General features: G+C 62.3%; 21 protein-coding genes. 13 read left to right on the forward strand and 8 right to left on the reverse strand.

Annotation, left to right across the window (positions count from 1 at the left end):
* Nucleotides 1–192 precede the first annotated feature (192 nt).
* The 7 genes from dapF to HPQ62_RS08130 all read left to right on the forward strand — a co-directional run bounded on the left by dapF (nucleotide 193) and on the right by HPQ62_RS08130 (nucleotide 7194).
* Nucleotides 193–1083, forward strand: a complete 891-nt coding sequence (gene dapF, locus HPQ62_RS08100; protein WP_174802042.1) for a diaminopimelate epimerase — start codon at nucleotides 193–195, stop codon at nucleotides 1081–1083.
* Nucleotides 1084–1134: 51 nt separating this feature from the next.
* On the forward strand, nucleotides 1135–1647 hold the full coding sequence (locus HPQ62_RS08105) for a hypothetical protein (protein WP_174802043.1): 513 nt from the start codon (nucleotides 1135–1137) through the stop codon (nucleotides 1645–1647).
* Nucleotides 1648–1659: 12 nt separating this feature from the next.
* Entirely contained in the window at nucleotides 1660–2166 is a 507-nt protein-coding gene (locus tag HPQ62_RS08110) for a hypothetical protein (RefSeq protein WP_174802044.1), read from the forward strand.
* Nucleotides 2167–2225: 59 nt separating this feature from the next.
* A complete protein-coding gene (mtaB, locus tag HPQ62_RS08115; protein ID WP_174802045.1) occupies nucleotides 2226–3488 on the forward strand; it encodes a tRNA (N(6)-L-threonylcarbamoyladenosine(37)-C(2))-methylthiotransferase MtaB in 1263 nt (420 codons plus the stop codon).
* Nucleotides 3489–3596: 108 nt separating this feature from the next.
* Nucleotides 3597–5018: a signal recognition particle-docking protein FtsY gene (gene ftsY / locus HPQ62_RS08120; protein WP_174802046.1), complete on the forward strand. Its 1422-nt coding sequence runs from the start codon at nucleotides 3597–3599 to the stop codon at nucleotides 5016–5018.
* Nucleotides 5019–5177: 159 nt separating this feature from the next.
* Complete coding sequence (locus tag HPQ62_RS08125; protein ID WP_174802047.1) at nucleotides 5178–5825, forward strand: septation protein A; 648 nt, start codon at nucleotides 5178–5180, stop codon at nucleotides 5823–5825.
* A gap of 112 nt (nucleotides 5826–5937) precedes the next feature.
* Nucleotides 5938–7194, forward strand: a complete 1257-nt coding sequence (locus HPQ62_RS08130) for an aminopeptidase (protein ID WP_174802048.1) — start codon at nucleotides 5938–5940, stop codon at nucleotides 7192–7194.
* Between the two features lie 111 nt (nucleotides 7195–7305).
* Here HPQ62_RS08130 and xseA read toward each other — a convergent pair whose 3' ends face one another.
* Nucleotides 7306–8766, reverse strand: coding sequence for an exodeoxyribonuclease VII large subunit (xseA, locus tag HPQ62_RS08135; protein ID WP_174802049.1), 1461 nt, complete (start codon nucleotides 8764–8766; stop codon nucleotides 7306–7308).
* Between the two features lie 122 nt (nucleotides 8767–8888).
* Between xseA and HPQ62_RS08140 the strand changes: the two genes are divergently transcribed.
* The 3 genes from HPQ62_RS08140 to HPQ62_RS08150 are packed head-to-tail and all read left to right on the forward strand — an operon-like array spanning nucleotide 8889 to nucleotide 10844.
* Nucleotides 8889–9152 (forward strand): spike base protein, RCAP_Rcc01079 family, encoded by a 264-nt coding sequence (locus HPQ62_RS08140; protein ID WP_174802050.1) that lies wholly within the window; start codon nucleotides 8889–8891, stop codon nucleotides 9150–9152.
* Nucleotides 9152–10501: a phage head spike fiber domain-containing protein gene (locus HPQ62_RS08145; protein ID WP_174802051.1), complete on the forward strand. Its 1350-nt coding sequence runs from the start codon at nucleotides 9152–9154 to the stop codon at nucleotides 10499–10501. Before HPQ62_RS08140 ends, HPQ62_RS08145 begins: the two co-directional genes overlap by 1 nt.
* Nucleotides 10494–10844, forward strand: coding sequence for a hypothetical protein (locus HPQ62_RS08150; protein ID WP_174802052.1), 351 nt, complete (start codon nucleotides 10494–10496; stop codon nucleotides 10842–10844). The genes HPQ62_RS08145 and HPQ62_RS08150 overlap by 8 nt, the downstream gene beginning before the upstream one ends.
* A 27-nt stretch (nucleotides 10845–10871) precedes the next feature.
* Here the strand turns inward: HPQ62_RS08150 and HPQ62_RS08155 are convergent, their stop codons facing one another.
* Entirely contained in the window at nucleotides 10872–11861 is a 990-nt protein-coding gene (locus tag HPQ62_RS08155) for a Gfo/Idh/MocA family protein (protein WP_174802053.1), read from the reverse strand.
* 135 nt (nucleotides 11862–11996) lie between these two features.
* On the opposite strand from HPQ62_RS08155, the gene HPQ62_RS08160 reads away from it, so the two are divergent.
* Entirely contained in the window at nucleotides 11997–12947 is a 951-nt protein-coding gene (locus HPQ62_RS08160) for an aldo/keto reductase (protein ID WP_174802054.1), read from the forward strand.
* Nucleotides 12944–13390 carry a GNAT family N-acetyltransferase gene (locus tag HPQ62_RS08165; protein ID WP_174802055.1) on the forward strand — a complete coding sequence of 149 codons (447 nt, stop codon included), beginning with the start codon at nucleotides 12944–12946 and terminating at the stop codon, nucleotides 13388–13390. Before HPQ62_RS08160 ends, HPQ62_RS08165 begins: the two co-directional genes overlap by 4 nt.
* 63 nt (nucleotides 13391–13453) lie before the next feature.
* On the opposite strand, the gene upp is transcribed toward HPQ62_RS08165, so the two are convergent.
* The 3 genes from upp to HPQ62_RS08180 form a co-directional block, all read right to left on the reverse strand.
* Nucleotides 13454–14083, reverse strand: a complete 630-nt coding sequence (gene upp / locus HPQ62_RS08170) for a uracil phosphoribosyltransferase (RefSeq protein WP_174802056.1) — start codon at nucleotides 14081–14083, stop codon at nucleotides 13454–13456.
* 105 nt (nucleotides 14084–14188) lie between these two features.
* On the reverse strand, nucleotides 14189–15151 hold the full coding sequence (locus HPQ62_RS08175) for an adenosine deaminase (protein ID WP_174802057.1): 963 nt from the start codon (nucleotides 15149–15151) through the stop codon (nucleotides 14189–14191).
* Complete coding sequence (locus HPQ62_RS08180; protein ID WP_174802058.1) at nucleotides 15148–16368, reverse strand: phosphopentomutase; 1221 nt, start codon at nucleotides 16366–16368, stop codon at nucleotides 15148–15150. The genes HPQ62_RS08175 and HPQ62_RS08180 overlap by 4 nt, the downstream gene beginning before the upstream one ends.
* Before the next feature lie 199 nt (nucleotides 16369–16567).
* Between HPQ62_RS08180 and HPQ62_RS21180 the strand changes: the two genes are divergently transcribed.
* The gene (locus tag HPQ62_RS21180) at nucleotides 16568–16699 is read left to right on the forward strand and encodes a hypothetical protein (RefSeq protein ID WP_280516262.1); all 132 of its coding nucleotides are present in this window, start codon (nucleotides 16568–16570) and stop codon (nucleotides 16697–16699) included.
* Here the strand turns inward: HPQ62_RS21180 and HPQ62_RS08185 are convergent.
* From HPQ62_RS08185 to HPQ62_RS08195, 3 genes are all read right to left on the reverse strand, one after another.
* A complete protein-coding gene (locus HPQ62_RS08185; RefSeq protein WP_174802059.1) occupies nucleotides 16684–17445 on the reverse strand; it encodes a Stf0 family sulfotransferase in 762 nt (253 codons plus the stop codon). The genes HPQ62_RS21180 and HPQ62_RS08185 overlap by 16 nt on opposite strands.
* Before the next feature lie 66 nt (nucleotides 17446–17511).
* Nucleotides 17512–18744, reverse strand: coding sequence for a Zn-dependent hydrolase (locus HPQ62_RS08190; protein WP_174802060.1), 1233 nt, complete (start codon nucleotides 18742–18744; stop codon nucleotides 17512–17514).
* Between the two features lie 78 nt (nucleotides 18745–18822).
* Nucleotides 18823–19908 (reverse strand): FAD-binding oxidoreductase, encoded by a 1086-nt coding sequence (locus HPQ62_RS08195; protein WP_280516263.1) that lies wholly within the window; start codon nucleotides 19906–19908, stop codon nucleotides 18823–18825.

The raw sequence follows: 19908 nt of genomic DNA on the forward strand, positions 1-19908 counted from the left end.
GCTGGGCCCCTGGGGCAAGCCGCATTGGCAGTATCTCACGGCGAACTAATCACGAATAAGGGCGCCGGCAAAGGCCGCGTTGAAAGCTTGCGGTTCTCCCCAGCCGAATTTTGCCGATTTTGGTGCGGCACAATGGTGACGCCGCCGCGATATCACCCTATAAGCTGCGCTGACAGCAACGGAGAGCCGACGATGGCGGACCGCGACAATCTTGCGCCGATGATGCGGATGAACGGGCTTGGCAACAAGATCCTTGTGATCGACATGCGCGGCCGCAACGACAAGGTGACCCCGAAGGCTGCCATGCGCCTCGACTCCGATCCCGACACCGCATTCGACCAGATCATGGCGCTTTACGATCCGCGCGAGGACGCGCCAGACGGCTGGATCGACATTCTGAATTCCGATGGCTCGATGGCGCAGACCTGCGGCAACGGCACGCGCTGCGTCGTCGAGTATCTCCATGCCGGCGATGGCCGCAGCCATTTCGACTTCCGCACGATTGCCGGGCGGCTGGTTGCCGACCATTTCGGCGATGGCCGGATTTCGGTGGACATGGGACCGCCCGAATTTGCATGGGAAAAGATCCCGCTTGCCGGCACGCCCGGGGACACGACCCATATCGCCCTTCCCGAACCGCATGAAGGCGACCCGGCGCTGCAGCGTTTTTCGGCCGCCTCCATGGGCAATCCGCACGCGGTGTTCTTCGTCCCCCGCGATGTCGAAAGCTACGATATCCTGAATTTTGGCCCCCGCTACGAGCATCACAAGATGTTTCCCGAGCGTGCCAATATCTCGCTCGCGCAGGTCACCTCGCCATCGTCGCTGTCGCTGCGAACCTTCGAACGCGGTGCGGGCCTGACGCTTGCCTGTGGTTCCGGCGCCTGCGCTGCCGCCGTGACGGCGGCGCGCACCGGCCGAACCGGACGCAAGGTCACCGTCTACCTCCCCGCCGGTGCGCTTGAGATCGACTGGCGTGAGGAAGACGGCCACGTGATCATGACCGGGCCTGCCGAGCGCGAATGGGCGGGAAGCGTTGACCCCGAGACCGGGGATTGGACACGCGCCTGGCTGCAACCTTAGATGTATATTCTGATCAGAATTCGCGTATGATATCGCGAACAAGAGGGCACCGTGATCAACCGCAGCGCTGACAGTGACGACACTCTCCAAGAGGAGACCCGGCATCACGGCGGCGTGTTTGGTCATGCGCTTTCGCAGCCGTCAGCGCCGGCCATTGCGTTCTTCCTGATCAATTTCGTTTTGCCTGCGCTTTTCTATTTTCTGGTTTCGCGCACGATTTTCTCGATCAGCAATCTCGGGGAAACGATCGACAAGGGTTTTCCGTTCTTGAAGACCGCTGTGATCGTGGACATTGCGGTGCGACTGGTGTGCTTTTCAGCGCTTCAGTGGATGAACCTCAAGGCCGCACGCTGCTATCCGGCAGGGGGAACAATCTTCCTTGCGATCTTTGCGCTCAATTTCCTTGCATTGCCGACCGGCATCTGCGGTTTCATTCCAGCCCTGTTCAACATCCTGCCCGTCTGGACGGACATCATACCGCAGAGCTGGATGCTTGCGCGCTCAGGTGCCCTATCACCCCTTTCACTGCTGCTGACGCTGACGGGCGGCCAGTTCATTCTGTGAGACCATAGAGCCATGGCGAGCCCCTCAGAACGTCTTTCGACATATATCAGAACCCGGCTCGACCACGCACGCCGCAGAGATGAGCCGTTCATAGAAACGCTTGTCAGCAAGGCCAGAACGATCGATCCGGCGTTGAGGACGCTATTCTGGGCCAATTTCATCATTCCGGCCGTCTTCACGCTCTTTATCCGCCGCATCGGGTTCTGGGTGCAGATGGCGGCCACAGCGCCTCTCGGCGCGGTGGCAGACGGCGCGGCAGACCCGCTCTACGCCGAAAAGACCAGATCCTTCGTGCTGCAGTATTTCACGGCAGAGCTGCTGATACTGACATTCATCGTCGTGCAGGCGATCAATCTGAAATCCATGCAGTCCTATCCCGAGCGCCGCCGGCTGTTGCTGTTCGTGTTCGCCGCGAATTTTCTCGCTCTTCCGCTCGGCGGGGTCGGAATACTGCCGATGCTCTTCAGCTTCCCTTTTGATGCCGCGACAATCGCAATCAATCTCTGGCGGTTTTACTGACGGCCTTTCATTTGGCGGCCGACTGCGCCATATAGCGGGCGAACCGGAACCCGAGACAGATGACCGTCCGAACCCTGACATTCGGCTGCAGGCTGAACACCTATGAGAGCGAAGTCATGCTCAAGGCCGCGAACGAAGCGGGGCTTGAGGATGCGATCCTGGTGAATACCTGCGCGGTGACCGGCGAGGCGGTGCGACAGGCGCGGCAGGCGATCCGGAGGGCGCGCCGGGAAAACCCGAAGACGCGGATCGTCGTGACGGGCTGTGCAGCGCAGACCGACAAGGCGCGTTTCGCGGCGATGCCCGAGGTCGACGCGGTGCTCGGCAACGCGGAAAAGCTCGTCGCCGATCACTATCGCGCGCTGCCGGATTTTGGCGTTTCGGCGGAAGAAAAGCTGATCGTCAACGACATCATGAGCGTGACCGAGACCGCGCCGCAGATGGTCGAGAGCATTGACGGGCATGTCCGCGCCTTCCTGCAGGTGCAGAATGGCTGCGACCACCGCTGCACCTTCTGCATCATACCCTATGGCCGCGGCAATTCGCGCTCGGTTCCCATGGGTGCGGTGATCGATCAGGCCCGCACGCTTGCGGAACAGGGCTACCGAGAAGTGGTGCTGACCGGCGTTGACGCGACCTCCTACGGCGCGGACCTTCCCGGACAACCCTCGCTCGGCCTGCTTGCAAAGACGCTTTTGAAACAGGTGCCGGAGATTGCCCGGCTCAGGCTCTCCTCGATCGACAGCATCGAGGTCGACCATCATCTCCTCGATCTTCTCGCCGACGAGCCGCGCTTCATGCCGCACCTTCATCTGTCGCTGCAGCATGGCGACGACCTGATGCTGAAGCGGATGAAGCGCCGGCATCTGTCGGCCGATGCGCTGGCCTTTATCGCAAAGGCGCGGGAACTGCGCCCCGGCATCGCCTTTGGCGCCGATTTCATCGCCGGCTTTCCGACCGAGACGGAAGACCATTTCGTCAATCTGGTGCGCTTTGCCGAAGAGGCCGATATCGCCCAGCTTCACGTCTTCCCTTATAGCCCCCGCCCCGGCACGCCTGCCGCCCGGATGCCGCAGCTCGACCGGGTGGTGGTGAAGGAACGGGCGCGGCGGCTGCGCGAGACCGGCGAACGGCTGAAGGCCGGCCATCTCGAAGCCATGACCGGTGCGACGGTAACGGTGCTGACCGAACGCGGCGAAAACGGCCATAGCGAGAACTTCACCCCGGTACGGACCGCTGGCCTTGAGCCCGGCCGGTTCGTGAGCGCACGCATCACCGGCCATGACGGCAAGCGGCTGACGGCGGAATTTGCCCCCGTCTGAGCCCGGTTTTACCGTGCGGCGCGTTGACAAGCCTCCTCCGCAACACGGATATAGGGGCAACATGCTTGCGGCCGGTGCGCGACCGGCCCGAAACAGGAAAAAATTCCCATGGCCCTTGGCTTCATGAAAAACGTCTTCAGCTTCGGCAGGAAACAGGCCGCGGAAGAGCAGAAACCCGAGGAACCGGTTTCGCCTGAAGAAGCCGTTGAAGCAGACGCCACGTCGGCCGAAAAGACGGCTGAAGACGCCCGCCTGACGGAGGCGGACGCCGCCCCGCAAACGCCCGCCGAGGAAGACAGCATCGACCCCTGGGACGATGACAGCATTGTTGGCGGCGTGGTGGGACCGGGCAGCAGGGAAGAGACCGCACCGGAGACGCCGCCTGAGGCGCCGGCTCCGACAGTCACTGAAGCCATCGAGAGGCCTGTAGAAGCACCGAAAGCTGTGGTGCCTCCGGAAGCAGCGCCGGTCGAGGCCAGCGCTCCGCAAGAACAGCCTGAGGAAGAGCCCGCTGCCGAACAGCCCGCCATCCGCAACCAGGGTTTCGAAATCGTCACCGGACCGAAGGTCGAGACGCCGCAGCCGCAGCCGGCAAAGCGAGCCTCCTGGTTCCAGCGCCTGCGCGCCGGGCTGTTTCGCACCTCGCAGCAGCTTTCCGGCCAGATCGCAGCGCTCTTTACCAAGCGCAAGCTCGACGAGGATGCGCTGGAGGAGCTGGAAGACCTGTTGATCCAGGCCGATCTCGGCGTCGAGACCGCTATGCGGATCACCGATACGCTCTCGTCCGAGCGTTATGGCAAGGATGTCAGCGGCAATGATGTCGTCCGCATCATGGCGGGCGAGATCACCAAGGTGCTGACCCCGGTGGCAAAACCGCTGCAGCTCGACCTCTCGCACAAGCCGCATGTGATCCTGGTCGTCGGCGTCAATGGCACCGGCAAGACCACAACGATCGGCAAGCTTGCGGCGAAGCTGACGCGCGCTGGGCTGAAGGTGACGCTTGGGGCGGGCGATACGTTCCGTGCGGCCGCCATCGAGCAGCTGAAGATATGGTCGGAGCGCACCGGCGCGGAATTCGTCGGCACCAAGCTTGGCGCGGATGCCGCAGGCCTTGCCTATGACGCCTTCAAGCGCGGGCAGGAAAACGGCTCCGACGTCGTGATCATCGACACCGCCGGCCGTCTCCAGAACAAGGCGGAGCTGATGGACGAGCTCGCCAAGATCGTGCGTGTGCTGGGCAAGCTCGACCCCGACGCGCCGCACACCGTGCTGCAGACGCTTGATGCCACCACCGGCCAGAACGCCATGAACCAGGTGGAGATCTTCCGCAATGTCGCGGGCGTTTCCGGCCTCGTCATGACCAAGCTCGACGGCACGGCGCGCGGCGGCATCCTGGTGGCGATCGCCGCGAAACACAAGCTGCCGGTCTATTTCATCGGCGTCGGCGAAGGCATCGACGATCTCGAGCCCTTCGAGGCGGCCGAATTTGCCGAGGCGATTGCCGGACGGCAGGTGGAAGAGCAGGACTGAAGAGCGGCCGCTCCAGTGCGTGCGCATTTGTCCGGCTGGCTGAACGCGACCGACAGAAGCCGTTTTTCAGCCACATAAACCCAAATTCGCCGCTTTTGGGGTTGATGAGGCGCAGCCGACAGGCCAATTACGACACTGACCAATCCATCCGGCGGGACCATGACCGAGCAAACCAAGAAACTCACGACTGCGCAAAAGGAAGAGCCCTTCCTGAAGCTCGCCTTCGAACTCGGCCCGCTGCTGGTGTTCTTCTTTGCCAATTTCCGCGGCGAATGGCTGCTGAAGACCTTTCCCGTGCTTTCAGTATTCGGCACGCCGCTTCTGGTGGCAACGGGCCTGTTCATGATTGCCACCGTGATCTCGCTGGTCGGCTCGCGCATCGTGCTCGGCAGCGTGCCGCTGATGCCGCTGGTTTCCGGCGCGGTGGTGATGGTGTTCGGCGCGCTGTCGATCTGGCTGCAGGACGAAACCTTCATCAAGATGAAGCCGACCATCGTCAACGGCCTGTTTGCGGCCGTGCTGCTGGGCGGGCTTGTCTTCGGGCGTTCGCTGCTGGGCTATGTCTTTCATTCCGCCTTCAAGCTCGACGATGAAGGCTGGCGCAAGCTGACCTTCCGCTGGGGCCTGTTCTTCGTGTTCCTGGCAATCCTGAACGAGGTGGTCTGGCGCAATTTCTCGGCCGATTTCTGGGTGAACTTCAAGGTCTGGGGCACGATGCCGATCACGATCTTCTTCACCCTCTGCCAGATGCCGCTGATCACGCGCCACACGGTGAACCCTGCCGACGAGGAGACGGTGGAACACTGAGTGTTCCCGTCATCACGCCGCTTCGGCCATGGCCCTGCCCTTGCGGTGATTTCACCGGGCTTCGAAATGCGTTAGACAGAACGCGACACATTCAATTCCATGCGAGGCGACGATGAACGTTTCAACACGGCTTAACCATCCGATCGATCTGGAAAAGCTTGAAAAGCTTGCCGAAGTGGCAGTCAAGGTCGGGCTCAACCTGGCAGAGGGCCAGGACCTGGTAATGACCGCGCCGCTGGAGGCGCAGCCTCTCACCCGCCTGATCAGCCGCCATGCCTACAAGGCCGGAGCGGGAGTGGTGACAACCCTTTTTTCCGATCCGGAAGCGACGCTGGAGCGGTTCGAAAACGGCCATGAAGCAAGCTTCGACAAGGCCGCCGACTGGCTATACGAAGGCATGGGAAAGGCCTTTGCCGATGGCGCCGCCCGCCTTGCGATTGCAGGCGACGACCCGATGCTGCTTTCGGCGCAGGATGCAGACAAGGTGTCGCGCGCCAACCGGGCGATGTCCACGGCCTACAAGCCGGCACTGGAAAAGATCGCCGGTTTCGACATCAACTGGACCATCGTTTCCTACCCGACCCTTGCCTGGGCAAAGGCAGTGTTTCCCGACGATCCCGATCCGATCGCCGTTGCCAAGCTTTCCAAGGCGATCTTTGCGGCATCGCGCGTCGACCGTCCCGATCCGGTCGGTGCGTGGCGCGAGCATAACGACAATCTCCATGCCCGGTCCGCATGGCTGAACGCCAAGCGCTTTTCCGCGCTGAAATATACCGGTCCCGGCACCGATCTCACCATCGGCCTTGCCGATGACCATGAATGGCACGGCGGCGCATCGATGGCCAAGAACGGCATCATCTGCAATCCGAACATTCCGACCGAGGAAGTGTTCACCACGCCGCACCGGCTGAGGGTCGAGGGCCACGTTTCCTCCACCAAGCCGCTGTCGCACCAGGGCACGCTGATCGATGATATTCGCGTCGAATTCAGCGAGGGCCGGATCGTCAACGCCAGGGCCGCCAAGGGCGAAGCTGTTCTGAACAAGGTGCTCGACACCGACGAAGGCGCGCGCCGGCTTGGCGAAGTGGCACTGGTGCCGCATTCCTCGCCGATCTCGGCAAGCGGCATCCTGTTCTACAACACGCTGTTTGACGAGAACGCCTCCTGCCATATCGCGCTCGGCCAGTGCTATTCGAAGTGCTTCCTGAATGGCGCAGCGCTGTCGCCCGACGAGATCGCATCGCGCGGCGGCAATTCATCGCTGATCCACATCGACTGGATGATCGGGTCCGACAAGGTGGATATCGACGGCATCGACGCCGATGGCAACGCCACGCCGGTCATGCGCGGCGGCGAGTGGGCCGAATAGGCGAAGCGCCATGCCAGCCCGGAAATCAGCGGGCGCCGGCACAAGACCTTCATGCGCGGGACAAACCCGCGCATGATGCGCTCGCGAAGGCTGCCTGAGGCCTTCGCCGATCTAGAACAGGCTTCCCTGTGTCGGCGGCTTGGAAGGGCCGCTGGCCTTTTTCTTCGGCTTGGACGGCGTCGGGGCCCCGGACGACGCTCCGCCCTCTCCCGTCACGGCCTTCACCCTGCCATCGGCAAACTCGATCTCGACCGGCGCGCCGGCGGCAAGGGCTGCAGCGCGTGAGACCGGTCTGTTGTCCTGATCGCGGATGACCGCAAATCCACGGGCCAGCACATTGCGATAGGACAGCGAATTCAGGACGCGCTCCTGGCCGGATATGGCGGCGCGGTGGGCCTTGAGTGCACTGTCGATCGCCGTTGCCGATCGTCTCGAAAGCACCCCCAACTTGTCGCGATCGCGCGCAATCATCATCATCAAGCGCTGTGGCGTGGATGAGAGACCCGAGGCGCTGCGTTCGAAGGCCCGGCGCTTGTTGATCGTGTTGAGTTCCAGCGCCCGCGTGATCCTGAGCCCGGCTTCGTCAAAGCGCCGGCGCGGCAAAGCGAGAAGCTGATCGAGAGAGGGCAGACCGCGGGCAAGGCCCGCAAGCGTCTGGCGGCGATAATCCATCAGGCGGGAGGCAGCGCTGGCAAGGCGGGCGGCAAGCCTTGCCTGGTCGGCGACCAGATCGGCCTTCACCGGAACCGCGCGTTCGGCAGCCCCCGTCGGCGTCGGCGCGCGGTAATCGGCTGCGTGATCGATCAGCGTCCAGTCGGTCTCGTGGCCGACGGCCGAGATCAGCGGGATCTTGCTTTCATAGGCCGCCCGGACGACGGCCTCGTCGTTGAAACTCCAGAGATCCTCCAGCGAGCCGCCGCCGCGCGCGACGATCAGCACATCCGGCCTGCGGACGGCATCATCGGGCCCGAGAGCGTTGAACCCGCGAATGGCGGCGGCAACCGCATCGCCCGAGCCCTCGCCCTGAACCTTCACCGGCCAGACCACGACGTGAACGGGAAAACGGTCGGTGATGCGGTGCAGGATATCGCGGATGACGGCGCCTGTCGGCGATGTCACCACGCCGACGACACGCGGCATGAAGGGAAGCGGCTTCTTGGCAGCGTCGTCAAAGAGGCCCTCGGTCGCCAGTTTTCGCCGGCGCTCTTCCAGAAGCGCCATCAGCGCGCCGGCGCCCGCGGGCTCCAGCGCCTCGATCACCATCTGGTATTTGGATGCGCCGGGGAAGGTGGTGACCTTGCCGGTGGCAATAACCTCCATGCCCTCTTCCGGCTTGATCTTGAGGCCCGAAAACACTCCGCGCCAGATCACGGCATCGATGCGGGCGCGCTCATCCTTGATGGAAAAATAGGCGTGACCCGAGGAATGTGGTCCGCGATAGCCGGAGATTTCGCCCCTCAGGCGAATGCGGTCGAAGCGATCCTCAACGGTGCGCCTGATCGATCCGGAAAGCTCCGAAACCGTAAATTCCGTAAGGTTTGTGGCCGATTCGGCCTCGAAGAGATTGCTCATGGAATGAGTGTAGCCGATCCTGCTTTCCGTTGCACAACGGAACGTTTTTTCTCCCCGCAAATCCCCCTCGCCGCGCCCGGCGCCAGAATTGTCACAGTCAGCGCAAACCAAGGAGAAGCGACATGACGGACAGATTTGCATCGCGCCACGCAACGCTCACCAGCCCGGCCTATGACGGCTTCCCGATTGCCGCCAATGACGCAGCGCCCGTTCAGGAGGTTACCCGTGCGATCTATGTCGGCACGGCCGGAGACCTTGCCGTTACCTTTGCCGCGGGCGAGACGGTAACCTTCCAGAATGTGGCTGCAGGCACCATTCTTCCCATCCGCGTCAGCCATGTGCTTTCCACCGGCACCACGGCTGCAGCTCTCGTGGGGCTGATTTGATGATCGGCATCTCGCTTGCGGTGCCTGGCGGGAGAAGCGCCTCATCCTTCTGGCAGACGCCTTTCTACCTGGCATCGCCTGCGGGCGGCGGCGCTGACAACGGCCCGGCCGCCTTACTGGATCTGTCCAAGGAGCGCTACGCGTTGACCGTGGCAACCGAGATCGCCACCGCGCCCGCTGCGCTGTTGAACACGCTGGAGACGAAACCGCTTTCCAGCCTTTTGAGCATCACCCGCCCCGGAGCGGCCACTTACGTCGATGCGGATGGCCTCCTCAAAACGGCGCCGGCCGATCATCCGCGTTTCGACTACACGAATGGCCGGCGGCAATTGCTGCTGGAGGGGCCGGCGACAAATCTCTTGCCGGCCAGCTCCGACTTTGCAGGCGCCGGTTGGGGAAAGGGGCGCGTATCGACGATCGCCGATCAGGTCGGACCGGACGGGATTGCAAACAGCGCCTGCAGGCTGGTTGCCACGACGGCGACAGGGGCGCACTACACAACGGCTTCAACGCCTGTCAGCGCCGGCGTCCATTCCCTCTCCCTGTTTGTGAAACATCGGAACCATCGGTGGTTCTTCGCACGCATCTTCGATGGCGCCAGTTCATTCTTCGTCTGTTTCGACCTGCAGAACGGAGTGGTTTCGCGTGCATCGGCAGGCGCAACGGGAACGATAGAGCTGCAGGCAAGCGGCTTTTATCGCGTCAGCGTCAGCGCCAATACGCTTGCCGCCTCTGGCACCATCTGGCTCGGCCTCAATCAAACAGGAACAGCGTCCTCAGCTGAATCTTGGACCCCGACGGGTGTCGAGGAAGTCGTGATCTTTGGCGCCCAGCTTGAGAGCGGACCGCGTCCAACCTCCTACATTGCGACGGCAGGCAGCGCCGTCACACGCCCTGCCGACAAGGCGCAGCTGGCGGCACCTGTTGTCGCTTTGCTGCGCCGAAGCGCGGCGAGCGTGCTGTTGCAGGGACAAAATCTCTCCGGTGTCGGGACCATGCGCTTGATGGGCGCGGAGGACTATTTTCCGATCATATCGCTGAACCAGACGGGTGATCTGCGCTTTGATCCGTCGATGATCATCAAATCCGGCGTAACCCAACCGACGTCAAGCTTCGGGGTGGCGATCAGCATCGACCGCACCGGGCCGATCAGGTCGGGCAGTTACAACGCCAGCCCACCGCAATCGCTTGCCACTCAGCTTAATGCCACCCTCACCAAGGCCTATATCGGCCGGGACGAAACGGCGTCGCCCGACCGTTTCGCCAATGGCTGGTATGACCAGCTCGTGATCTGGCCCTTCCGGATGACAGATGCCGATCTTCAGACAAAGGCGGTGCCCCATGCATGATGTGTTCCTGAAATTCGCCGACCATGCGGAAGCGCTGGCGGCGCTCCAGGCGGCCGGAGCGATCATCCCGCCCGACGAAGACGGCCGCATCGCCTGTCTCGACACCGGCCTGCCGGACGGCATGACGGCCATCAAGGCGGTGGGCGCTGGCTGCGACGGCGTCGTTTTAGCCGGGACGGTCGAATGGCGCGTCGACATGGAGGCCTCGGAACAGCCCGCGCTTGCGCCCGTTCCGGGATTCCACGTGAACCTTCGGCTTGCCGAAGACGCGCTTCTGCCGGCAAGCCTTTCCGCCTTCATCATCGTGCCGCCGCCGGTCACCCCGGCGGAGACATTTTCCTGAGCCTGAAGAAGAAGCGGCCTTTGGCGGTCAGACCTCGGTCCAGCCGCCATCGGCTTTACCGGCCCGGTAGATCGCATCGATGAAGCGCTGGTTGCGCACCGAATCCTCGAGCGCGAACACGGCTTCATTCTCGCCCATGGCGGCGCGCGCAAATGCCTCGACCTCGCGCACATACTGACGGCTGTCCTGGAAGCGGAACGCCCTCGTTTCGTTGTGGCCGCGGTTGGAGAGCAGAACCGTCTCCTCGCCCCAGCGGTCGGCATTGAAGGGAGAGACCACCTCGATCAGCCCGTCCGTGCCATGGAAGGCCATGGTCTGGCGGTTGGCAAGCTGGGTCGAGATATAGAAGCTCAACTCGAAGCCTTCGAATTCCGCGCGGACCGAGGCGTAGATATCCGTGCCGAATTCCTTGTCGTAGCGCACCGTCGCCTGTACGCGCTCAGGCTCCTTGCCGGTTGCAAACCGGGTGGTGACGCTCGGATAGACGCCGATATCGGGCAGCCCGCCACCGCCAAGCTCGGGAATGTTGCGCATATTGGTCGCATCCCGGAGGAAATAGGTAAAGGCGCCCTGCACCTGAACCAGATCGCCGATCGCGCCTTCCGAAAGAAGATCACGAACCTTGCGCCACACCGGCGTATAGGTGACCATGTAGGCTTCGCTGACGAGCACCTTGTTGCGGTCGCGCGCGGCGATGACGGGGGCGATATCCTCTGCCTTCAGCGCCAGCGGCTTTTCGACCAGCACATGCTTTCCGGCATCCGCCGCCTTGATCGCCCATTCGACATGCTGCGAGGTGGGCAGCGGAATGTAGACCGCATCGATCACGTCGCTTGCAAGCATTTCCTCGTAGGAGCCGAAGGCGTGCGGCGCGCCGAAGCGGTCCGCCATCTGGCGCGCGCGGCCGAGATCCCGGCTGGCAACGGCCGAAAGCACGCAGTTTTCCGCATCGGTAATGGCCGGTACGACGAGTTCACGGCCGATCTTGGCCGTCGATATGATTCCAAAGCGTAGCATGAAGTTTCCTCACCTGTTCGGTGTCAGCATAAAAACCCGATCCGGGTAGCGCAAGCATTGCCTCACCCGGTTTGCATTCAACGCAGGCGGGCCTATCTTGACAGGAGATATCAATTTCACGAGCCGGAGAACAACATGCATAAACGAATCCTGGGCCGCACGGATATCGCCATCGCTCCTGTCGTCTTCGGCGGCAACGTGTTCGGGTGGACGGCTGACGAGCAGACCTCGTTTGCCCTTCTCGACCGGTTTGTCGATGCCGGTTTCAATGCGATCGACACAGCGGATGTCTATTCGCGCTGGGTGGATGGCAACCAGGGCGGCGAATCCGAGACGATCATCGGCAAATGGCTGAAGCGCGGTGGCGTGCAACGCGAGGATGTGGTGATCATCACAAAAGTCGGCTCCGACATGGGTGACGGGCAGAAAGGGCTTTCCGAACAGTGGATTTCCAGAGCTGTCGAGGCATCGCTGAAACGGCTTCAGACCGACTATATCGACGTCTATCTCGCCCATTGGCCGGATGAAAACACATCCTATGACGAGACCATCGGCGCGTTCACGCGGCTGCGGGAACAGGGCAAGGTACGCGCGATCGGCGCCTCCAATCTCGATGAAGCCCAGCTTGCCGAGGCGCTGAAGGTTGCCGAACATACCGGCCGGGCGCGCTATGACGTGCTGCAGCCGGAATATAATCTCTACGAGCGCTCATCCTTCGAGGGGCCGCTGGCCGATCTCTGCGTCGACCATGACATCGGCGTGATCACCTATTTCAGCCTCGCATCCGGCTTCCTGACGGGCAAATACAAATCCGCCGACGATGCCGCCGGAACCGCGCGCGGCGGTGGCGTTGCGAAATATTTCGACGATCGCGGAAGGCGCATCCTCGCAGCGCTCGAAAAGGTGAGTGCCGAGACCGGCGAAGCGCCGGCCGCGATCGCGCTTGCCTGGCTGATGACGCGGCGCGGCGTCACGGCGCCGATTGCCAGCGCCTCCAGGCTTGAGCAGATGGAAAGCCTGATCCGGGCGCCCGAGGTGATGCTTTCTGCCGAGCATCTGCAGCTCCTGCAGGAGGCAGGGGAATGAGCGGTCTGGTCATCCGCGATGCGGCGCCGGGCGACAGGGAAGACTGGCGTGCCCTTTGGAATGGATATCTGGCATTCTACGAGACAGAGCTCGATGATGCCGTGACGGCCATGACCTGGAACCGGATCATCGATCCGACCAGCAGCGTTCACGCGCGCCTTGCGGTCGCCGATGGCGCGGTTGCCGGCTTTGCAACGCGCGTTCTCCATCCCAGAACCTGGTCTGTGGAGCCCGTCTGCTATCTGGAAGACCTGTTTGTCGGCCCTGCGCATCGCGGCAAGGGCATTGGACGGGCGCTGATCGACGATCTGATCGCGACAGGCAAGCGCGACGGCTGGTCCAACCTTTACTGGCACACCAACCACGACAATGCGAACGCCCGTAAGCTCTATGACAGCTATGACGAGGCCGACGGCTATGTGCGATATCGGCTCAAGCTCTGAGCGATAGGCGGGACGGGTTCATGCAGAGGTGCCAGAACCCGTCTCGAACCCGTCCCGAAATCGTCATTTCGTGCCGTACATCCGGTCGCCGGCATCGCCGAGGCCCGGAACGATATAGCCTTTTTCATTGAGGTGGCTGTCGATGGCGGCGGTATAGACCGCGACATCGGGATGGGCCTTGCGGAAATTCTCGATACCTTCCGGTGCTGCGAGCAGGCAGAGGAACCGAATATTCTTGACGCCGCGCTCCTTCAGCCGGTCGATGGCGGCAATCGAGGAATTGCCGGTTGCGAGCATCGGATCGACCACGATCACCAGCCGCTCGCCGATATCTTCGGGCGCCTTGAAGAAGTATTCGATCGCTTCCAGCGTATCGTGGTCGCGGTAGACGCCGATATGGGAGACGCGGGCCGACGGCACCAGATCGAGCATGCCTTCCAGAAGCCCGTTTCCGGCGCGCAGGATCGAGGCGAAGACCAGCTTCTTGCCTTCGAGAACCGGCGCCTGCATGGTCGTCATCGGCGTTTCGATGGTTTCCATGGTCAGTTCGAGATCGCGGGTCACTTCATAGCAGAGCAATGTCGAGATTTCCCGCAGAAGCCGCCGGAAGCCTGCCGTCGAGGTTTCCTTTTGCCGCATCTTCGTCAGCTTGTGCTGAACCAGAGGATGATCGATGACCGTTACGCCGTCCATTTTGATGTCCCGTCTTGTGTGCACTGAGGCTTTATGGCGCAAAAGCCTTGCGCCCGGCAAGCATGCGCCAGGCAAAACCGGACCTTGCGCCCGGTTTTCCCGTGTTCAGCCGGCAAGCCGCGCCAGGAGACGCGCCCGGGTGGCCTCGTCGACGAAGGCTGCCTCTATGGCGGTGCGCGTCATGCCATCGATCTCGGCAGGCGAAAAGCCCATCTCGTCACGCGCCGCCGCATACTCGGCTTCAAGCGATGTGTCGAAGAAGGGCGGGTCGTCGGAATTCAGCGTCACCTTCACGCCGGCATCGTGAAGCCTGCGCAGCGGATGGCTTGCGAGGTCCGGATAGACCGAAAGCGCGATGTTGGAGCTCGGACACACCTCGAGCACCACGCCTTCATCGGCAAGCCTTTTCACGAGGTCGGGTTCTTCCGCCGCCCGCACACCGTGGCCGATGCGCTCCGGACGGACGAGATCGAGCGCATCGCGCACCGAGAACGGGCCGCAGACTTCGCCCGCATGAATGGTGAGGCCGAGCCCGCCATCGCGGGCGATCTCGAAGGCGCGCGCAAAATCGGCAACCGTGCCCATGCGCTCGTCGCCCGCCATGTTGAAGCCGGTCAGCAGCGGGAAATCGCAGGAAACAGCATAGCGTGCCGCCCCTTCCACCTGTTCCGGGCCCATATGGCGCTCGCCGATCATCACCATCCGGGCCTCGATACCGGTCTTGTCGCGTGCGGTCTCGATGCCCGCGGTGATCGCGCGCATGTATCCGTCCCTGGAAAGCCCGGCAAGAAGCCCCTGCTCCGGCGACACGAACAGCTCGGCATAGATCGTGTCGACCGCCGCAAGCTCGGTGAGATAGGCCTCGGCAAGCGCTGCGAAGTCTTCTTCCGAGCGGAAGACGTTTGCGATGGCCGCATAGCAGGCGATGAAACTGGAGAAGTCATTCCACAGATAGCGGCCATCCGCGAGATAGCGCGACAGGTCGAGCCCGTATTTATCGGCAAGACGGGCGGCGAGTGCGGGCGGCGTGGCGCCTTCGATATGGCAGTGAAGCTCGGCCTTGATCACAGGAAGGACCTTCCATTGTTGAAGGGCGCAAGACCCAGGTGCGTGGCAATGCTCTGGGCGATGTCGGCGAAGGTATCGCGCACGCCGAGGGAACCGGGTACAATGCCCGGGCCGAAGACCAGAACCGGCACACGCTCCCTCGTATGGTCGGATCCTCGCCAGGTGGGATCGCAGCCGTGATCGGCCGTCAGCACCACCACGTCGCCGGGCCGCAGTCTTTCGGCAATATCGTGAATGCGGGCATCGAAGGCTTCGAGCGCTGCGGCATAGCCCGGCACATCGCGCCGGTGCCCGTAAAGCATGTCGAAATCGACCAGGTTGGTGAAGACGAGATCGCCGCTGCGGGCCTCCCCGATCGCCTTCAGACTGGCATCGACCAGCGCCGCATTGCCATCGCCCTTGTAGAGTTTGGTGACGCCCTTGCCGGCGAAGATATCCGAGATCTTGCCGACCGCGTGCACGCTTCCGCCCGCCTCTTCCACCCGGTCAAGCAGCGTCGGCTCCGGCGGCTCGATCGAGAAGTCGCGCCGGTTTGCGGTCCGCTTGAAGGTCTCGGCAGTCTCGCCGGTAAAGGGGCGGGCGATGACCCGGCCGATATTGAGGTCATAAGTCAGTTCGCGCACCACGGCGCAAAGCTTCATCAGCCTGTCGAGGCCGAAATGATATTCATGTGCGGCGATCTGGAACACGCTGTCGGTCGAGGTGTAGAAGATCGGCTTGCGCGTCCAGACATGCTCCTGTCCGAAACGCTTGATGATCTCGGTGCCAGACGCGTGGCAATTGCCGAGACTGCCGGGAATGTCGGCCTCGCGGTAGATTGTCGCAAGCAGATCCTCAGGGAAGCAGTTCTCGCCATCCGCGAAATAGCCCCAGTCGAACATAACGGGCGTGCCCGCGATCTCCCAGTGACCCGAAGGCGTGTCCTTGCCGCGCGACACCTCGCTTGCCGCACCGTATAGACCAAGCGGACGTTCGGGCGGCGTCATGCCTGCAGCTGCGTTGCCAGTCGCCAGCCTTGCCGCATCCAGAAGTCCTAGGGCGGCCATGTTGGGAAGCGCCAGCGGACCGGATCTGAGCCCGTCCCTGTCGCCAAGGCCTGCTGCACAGAACTCTGCGATATGGCCGAGGGTATCGGCGCCGAGATCGCCATAGGCGCGGGCATCCGGCGCACCGCCAATGCCGAAGGAATCGAGGACGTAAAGAAAGGCACGCGCCATGAAATACTTCCGATAAAAATGGGTTCGTCTGTCTAGCGCCTGCCTTCCCTCTTGGCAAACCACAAGCTTCTTCAAGGGTATGCGGGAACACTTTCAAGCTTTCAAGAGTTTTACAGAACAGTAACCATGTCTGTTAACGCCGCAAGAAGGCAAACCAACGATGATGACAGTCACCGAAGCAGCCCAAGCAAGAACTGTCATGCAACACCGATCCTTACGCCGTTCGAACACTTTCGGCCACAGTGCGGAATTCGCGCTGATCGCCGGCGTCGTCCTTGCGGCCATCCTCGCCGTCGGTTTTGCAACGTTCCAGTTCTATTCGGCGATCTGAGCCCTCAGCCTTACCGCCCAGTCGTCGTTGATATCGTCTGCGATCTTCTTCACAACCGGCGAAACCCGATCGGCAGCACTGCCATCAAGCCCGAGCGCCAGCAATACGTCCCGCAGCGTGCCGCGCGGGTCTAGCGAGAGGCGATCATAGTCAAGCCGCAGCGGCGCGATCCCTTCCCTTGCAAACCAGTCCTCCCATTGGCGCTCGTAATTAACCATGGTGTCGTACCATGCCTGAAGCGCTTTACCGTCATAGACCGGATCGCGATGGTTCCCGAGGCGTTCGATCTCGGTGCCATCCGGCGCCACATGCCAGAGCCCGGTCTGCTCCGCCTTCACGCATGAGACCGCCTGGGCCACCTTGTCGGTGCGCGTCAGATGAATGATGCGCGTCGGCCCGAATCGGGCTTCAATTCGGGCCATGTCTGAAAAAAGGCCGGTATGAAGCTCTGCCAGCCGCTCCATGAAGTAAGGAAAGCTGCCGCACTGAAGGCGCAGCCCGAACATCCCCGTGCCTGCAGTACCGGTGGCGACTGCCGCGTCGAAGACGCGCGTAAGCCTTGCCGCCGCGTCTTCTCCCTCACCCGACGTCACCCCATGGCTCTTCATCCATGCCTCAACGGAGGGGCGGTGAAAATGCGAATCTGGCGCGCCGCTGATGCCGGTCGCAGAGAGCATCCTGCAAAGCAGCGTGCTGCCGCTGCGGGGCGAGGTGCAGATGATGTAGGATCTGTAGGGGCTTGCCATCGGTGTCTCCGACCATCTCTCCGACCGTGTCCCTAGCAGAAGACCGGTTGCGGCACCACGGCCTTGTCAGCCCGCCGAAAGCCGCATCAGCGCCGCGAGCATCAGCGTCGCGCCCTTTTCGATGTCGTGCCAATCCGTGTGTTCCTCGGGCGCATGCGATATGCCGTGCCGGCTCGGCACGAAGATCATCGCTGAAGGGCAGAGCGTCATCATCGTTTGCGCATCATGGCCGGCGCCAGAGATCATCGGTCGGGCGGCAAGACCGAGGCTGCCTGCTTCCTCGTGCAGCAGGGCGGCCAGTTCGCGGTCGAAGGCGACCGGTGGGATGAAGCTTTTTTCCTCGATTGCAAAGGCAAGTCCGTGCTTTCCCGAGACCCGGGCGCAGGTCTCGCCGAAAGCCGCCTGCAGGCCGCGCATCACCTCTTCGGCGGCATCGCGAATGATCACCGAAAACACCGCATCGCCGGGAATGGTATGGGGATGGTTTGGCGCGAGCTCGACCTTGCCGATGGTGATGCGGGCGATGTCGGAGCCTGATTCGGAAATCAACTGCGGTATGGCGACCGCGATTTCGGCAAGCCCTGCAAAGGCATCGGCGCGCATATCCATCGGCGTCGTGCCGGAATGATTGGCGGTTCCCCGGAGGCGGACCTGAAGATTGACGATGCCGGTCGCGCCTTCCGGTAAACCGATCGCGGTGCCCTCACGCTCCAGCACAGGTCCCTGCTCGATATGGAGTTCGAGGAAGGCCTTGACGGATCCCGGCTTGCGGGCCGAAGCGAGCACGGCATCCGGATCAAGTCCCCCGGCGCGCATCGCGTCCTTCAACGTCACGCCATCGGCATCGGCGGCGTGATCAAGCCAGTCACGGGTCACGAGCCCGGCGATCGCCTGCGATCCGAGCATTCCCCCGAAACGCCCCTCCTCCTCGCTGGTGGCAACGATCTCGATCGGGAAGGCGGGCCGGATGCCGGCATCTTTCATCGCTCGCACGCATTCGAGCGCCACGGCAACGCCGAGCGCGCCATCAAAGGCGCCGCCGTTTGCAACGGTGTCGAGGTGGGAGCCGGCCATGATCGAAGGTGCATCCGCCGCGCCGTAGCGGCCGAAGACGGAATTGGCGCCGTCGCGGGTAACCGTCAGCCCATCCGCCCGCATCTCCGCTGCGAACCAGTCGCGCACAGCCATGTCGGCATCGCTGAAGCCGATGCGGTTGAAGCCGCCGGTCTCAAGACGCCCGAAAGCATTGATGCCATTGAGAAGCGACCGCAGCCGCTCCATGTTGACGACGGGTTTCATCAAGCCCCTCCTTCTGAGGATAATTTATTATTATAAATATGCTTCCGTCGCAAATTTTTATAATAAATTACCGAGGTGTCAGGCTTCGACTTCCACATCCGTCAGCGGACGGGAACAGCAAGCAAGGATATAACCCTCCTCGATCTCGTCATCGAGAATGCCGCCATTATGCTGCATGTCGACCTTGCCGGACTTGCAGAATGTGCGGCAGGTGCCGCAGATGCCGCTTTCGCAGGCGGCGGGAATGCGCACGCCGGCGCTGCGCGCAGTCTGGAGGATCGTGAAGCCCGGCGGCACCTCCGCCTTCACCCCGGATTCCGCAAATTCGATCACCAGCCGCTTGTCGTCGTCCGGACTATCGCCGATAACCACGGTCGGCGGCGGGGCTTCCGGCTTGAACGTTTCCTGGAAGTAGTTGTTCTCCATGTCGAAGCTGGAGCTCTGCAGCGATTCCCTGACCGTTGCCATGAACGGATCAGGACCGCAGCAGAACACCCGGCGCTCCATGAAGTCCGGCACCAGCAGCGCGATCTTGGCACGGTCGATAAAGCCCTTCAGCCCCGACCAGAGCTGGGTGCGTTCAATCTCGGTCACGATGAAGCCGAGATTGAAGAACGGCATGTAGCGCGCCTTGTACTCCAGCTCCCACCGAAAGATGATGTCGTTCGGAGATCGGGCGCAATGGATGAAGGCGATATCGGTATCGGGATCGCGGTCGCCGAGATCGCGCGTCATCGACATCATCGGCGTGATGCCGGAACCCGCCGAGATGAACAGATATTTGTCCGCCGGCTTGGTGACGTATGAAAAATCACCGAGCGGACCGATCGCCTTCAGCTTCATGCCGGGATGCAGGTTCTCGAACATCCAGCGCGTGCCGATGCTGTCCTTCTGGGCCTTGACCGTGACGGCGATGGTAAAGGGCCGGGTCGGGCTCGAGGAGATGGTGTAGGTGCGAAGAACCGGTTCCGGCCCGACCGGCAGCTCAAGCGTGATGTACTGACCCGGCATGTAGCGGAACCAGATGTTTTCCTCTTCCGCCTTGAAGGTGAAGGTCATCACATCCGGTGCTTCCGGCGTCCAGGCCACGCATTCGAGCATATGCTCGCGGCCATTCCACGGCACCATCTCGTCGATATGCTTGAAGGGCTTCGCTTTCGCCAT

This window comes from Martelella limonii (assembly GCF_013344475.1).
GTDB lineage: Bacteria > Pseudomonadota > Alphaproteobacteria > Rhizobiales > Rhizobiaceae > Martelella > Martelella limonii.

Bases quoted from the DNA above. Each gene is read 5' to 3' on its own strand.
- HPQ62_RS08145 (WP_174802051.1), top strand. From the start codon at position 9,152: ATGATCGGCATCTCGCTTGCGGTGCCTGGCGGGAGAAGCGCCTCATCC.
- HPQ62_RS08185 (WP_174802059.1), bottom strand. From the start codon at position 17,445: ATGGCAAGCCCCTACAGATCCTACATCATCTGCACCTCGCCCCGCAGC.
- HPQ62_RS08165 (WP_174802055.1), top strand. From the start codon at position 12,944: ATGAGCGGTCTGGTCATCCGCGATGCGGCGCCGGGCGACAGGGAAGAC.
- HPQ62_RS08160 (WP_174802054.1), top strand. From the start codon at position 11,997: ATGCATAAACGAATCCTGGGCCGCACGGATATCGCCATCGCTCCTGTC.
- HPQ62_RS08140 (WP_174802050.1), top strand. From the start codon at position 8,889: ATGACGGACAGATTTGCATCGCGCCACGCAACGCTCACCAGCCCGGCC.
- HPQ62_RS08130 (WP_174802048.1), top strand. From the start codon at position 5,938: ATGAACGTTTCAACACGGCTTAACCATCCGATCGATCTGGAAAAGCTT.
- HPQ62_RS08125 (WP_174802047.1), top strand. From the start codon at position 5,178: ATGACCGAGCAAACCAAGAAACTCACGACTGCGCAAAAGGAAGAGCCC.
- HPQ62_RS08110 (WP_174802044.1), top strand. From the start codon at position 1,660: ATGGCGAGCCCCTCAGAACGTCTTTCGACATATATCAGAACCCGGCTC.
- mtaB (WP_174802045.1), top strand. From the start codon at position 2,226: ATGACCGTCCGAACCCTGACATTCGGCTGCAGGCTGAACACCTATGAG.
- upp (WP_174802056.1), bottom strand. From the start codon at position 14,083: ATGGACGGCGTAACGGTCATCGATCATCCTCTGGTTCAGCACAAGCTG.
- HPQ62_RS08180 (WP_174802058.1), bottom strand. From the start codon at position 16,368: ATGGCGCGTGCCTTTCTTTACGTCCTCGATTCCTTCGGCATTGGCGGT.
- HPQ62_RS08155 (WP_174802053.1), bottom strand. From the start codon at position 11,861: ATGCTACGCTTTGGAATCATATCGACGGCCAAGATCGGCCGTGAACTC.
- ftsY (WP_174802046.1), top strand. From the start codon at position 3,597: ATGGCCCTTGGCTTCATGAAAAACGTCTTCAGCTTCGGCAGGAAACAG.
- HPQ62_RS08190 (WP_174802060.1), bottom strand. From the start codon at position 18,744: ATGAAACCCGTCGTCAACATGGAGCGGCTGCGGTCGCTTCTCAATGGC.
- dapF (WP_174802042.1), top strand. From the start codon at position 193: ATGGCGGACCGCGACAATCTTGCGCCGATGATGCGGATGAACGGGCTT.
- HPQ62_RS21180 (WP_280516262.1), top strand. From the start codon at position 16,568: ATGCAACACCGATCCTTACGCCGTTCGAACACTTTCGGCCACAGTGCG.
- xseA (WP_174802049.1), bottom strand. From the start codon at position 8,766: ATGAGCAATCTCTTCGAGGCCGAATCGGCCACAAACCTTACGGAATTT.
- HPQ62_RS08195 (WP_280516263.1), bottom strand. From the start codon at position 19,908: ATGGCGAAAGCGAAGCCCTTCAAGCATATCGACGAGATGGTGCCGTGG.
- HPQ62_RS08150 (WP_174802052.1), top strand. From the start codon at position 10,494: ATGCATGATGTGTTCCTGAAATTCGCCGACCATGCGGAAGCGCTGGCG.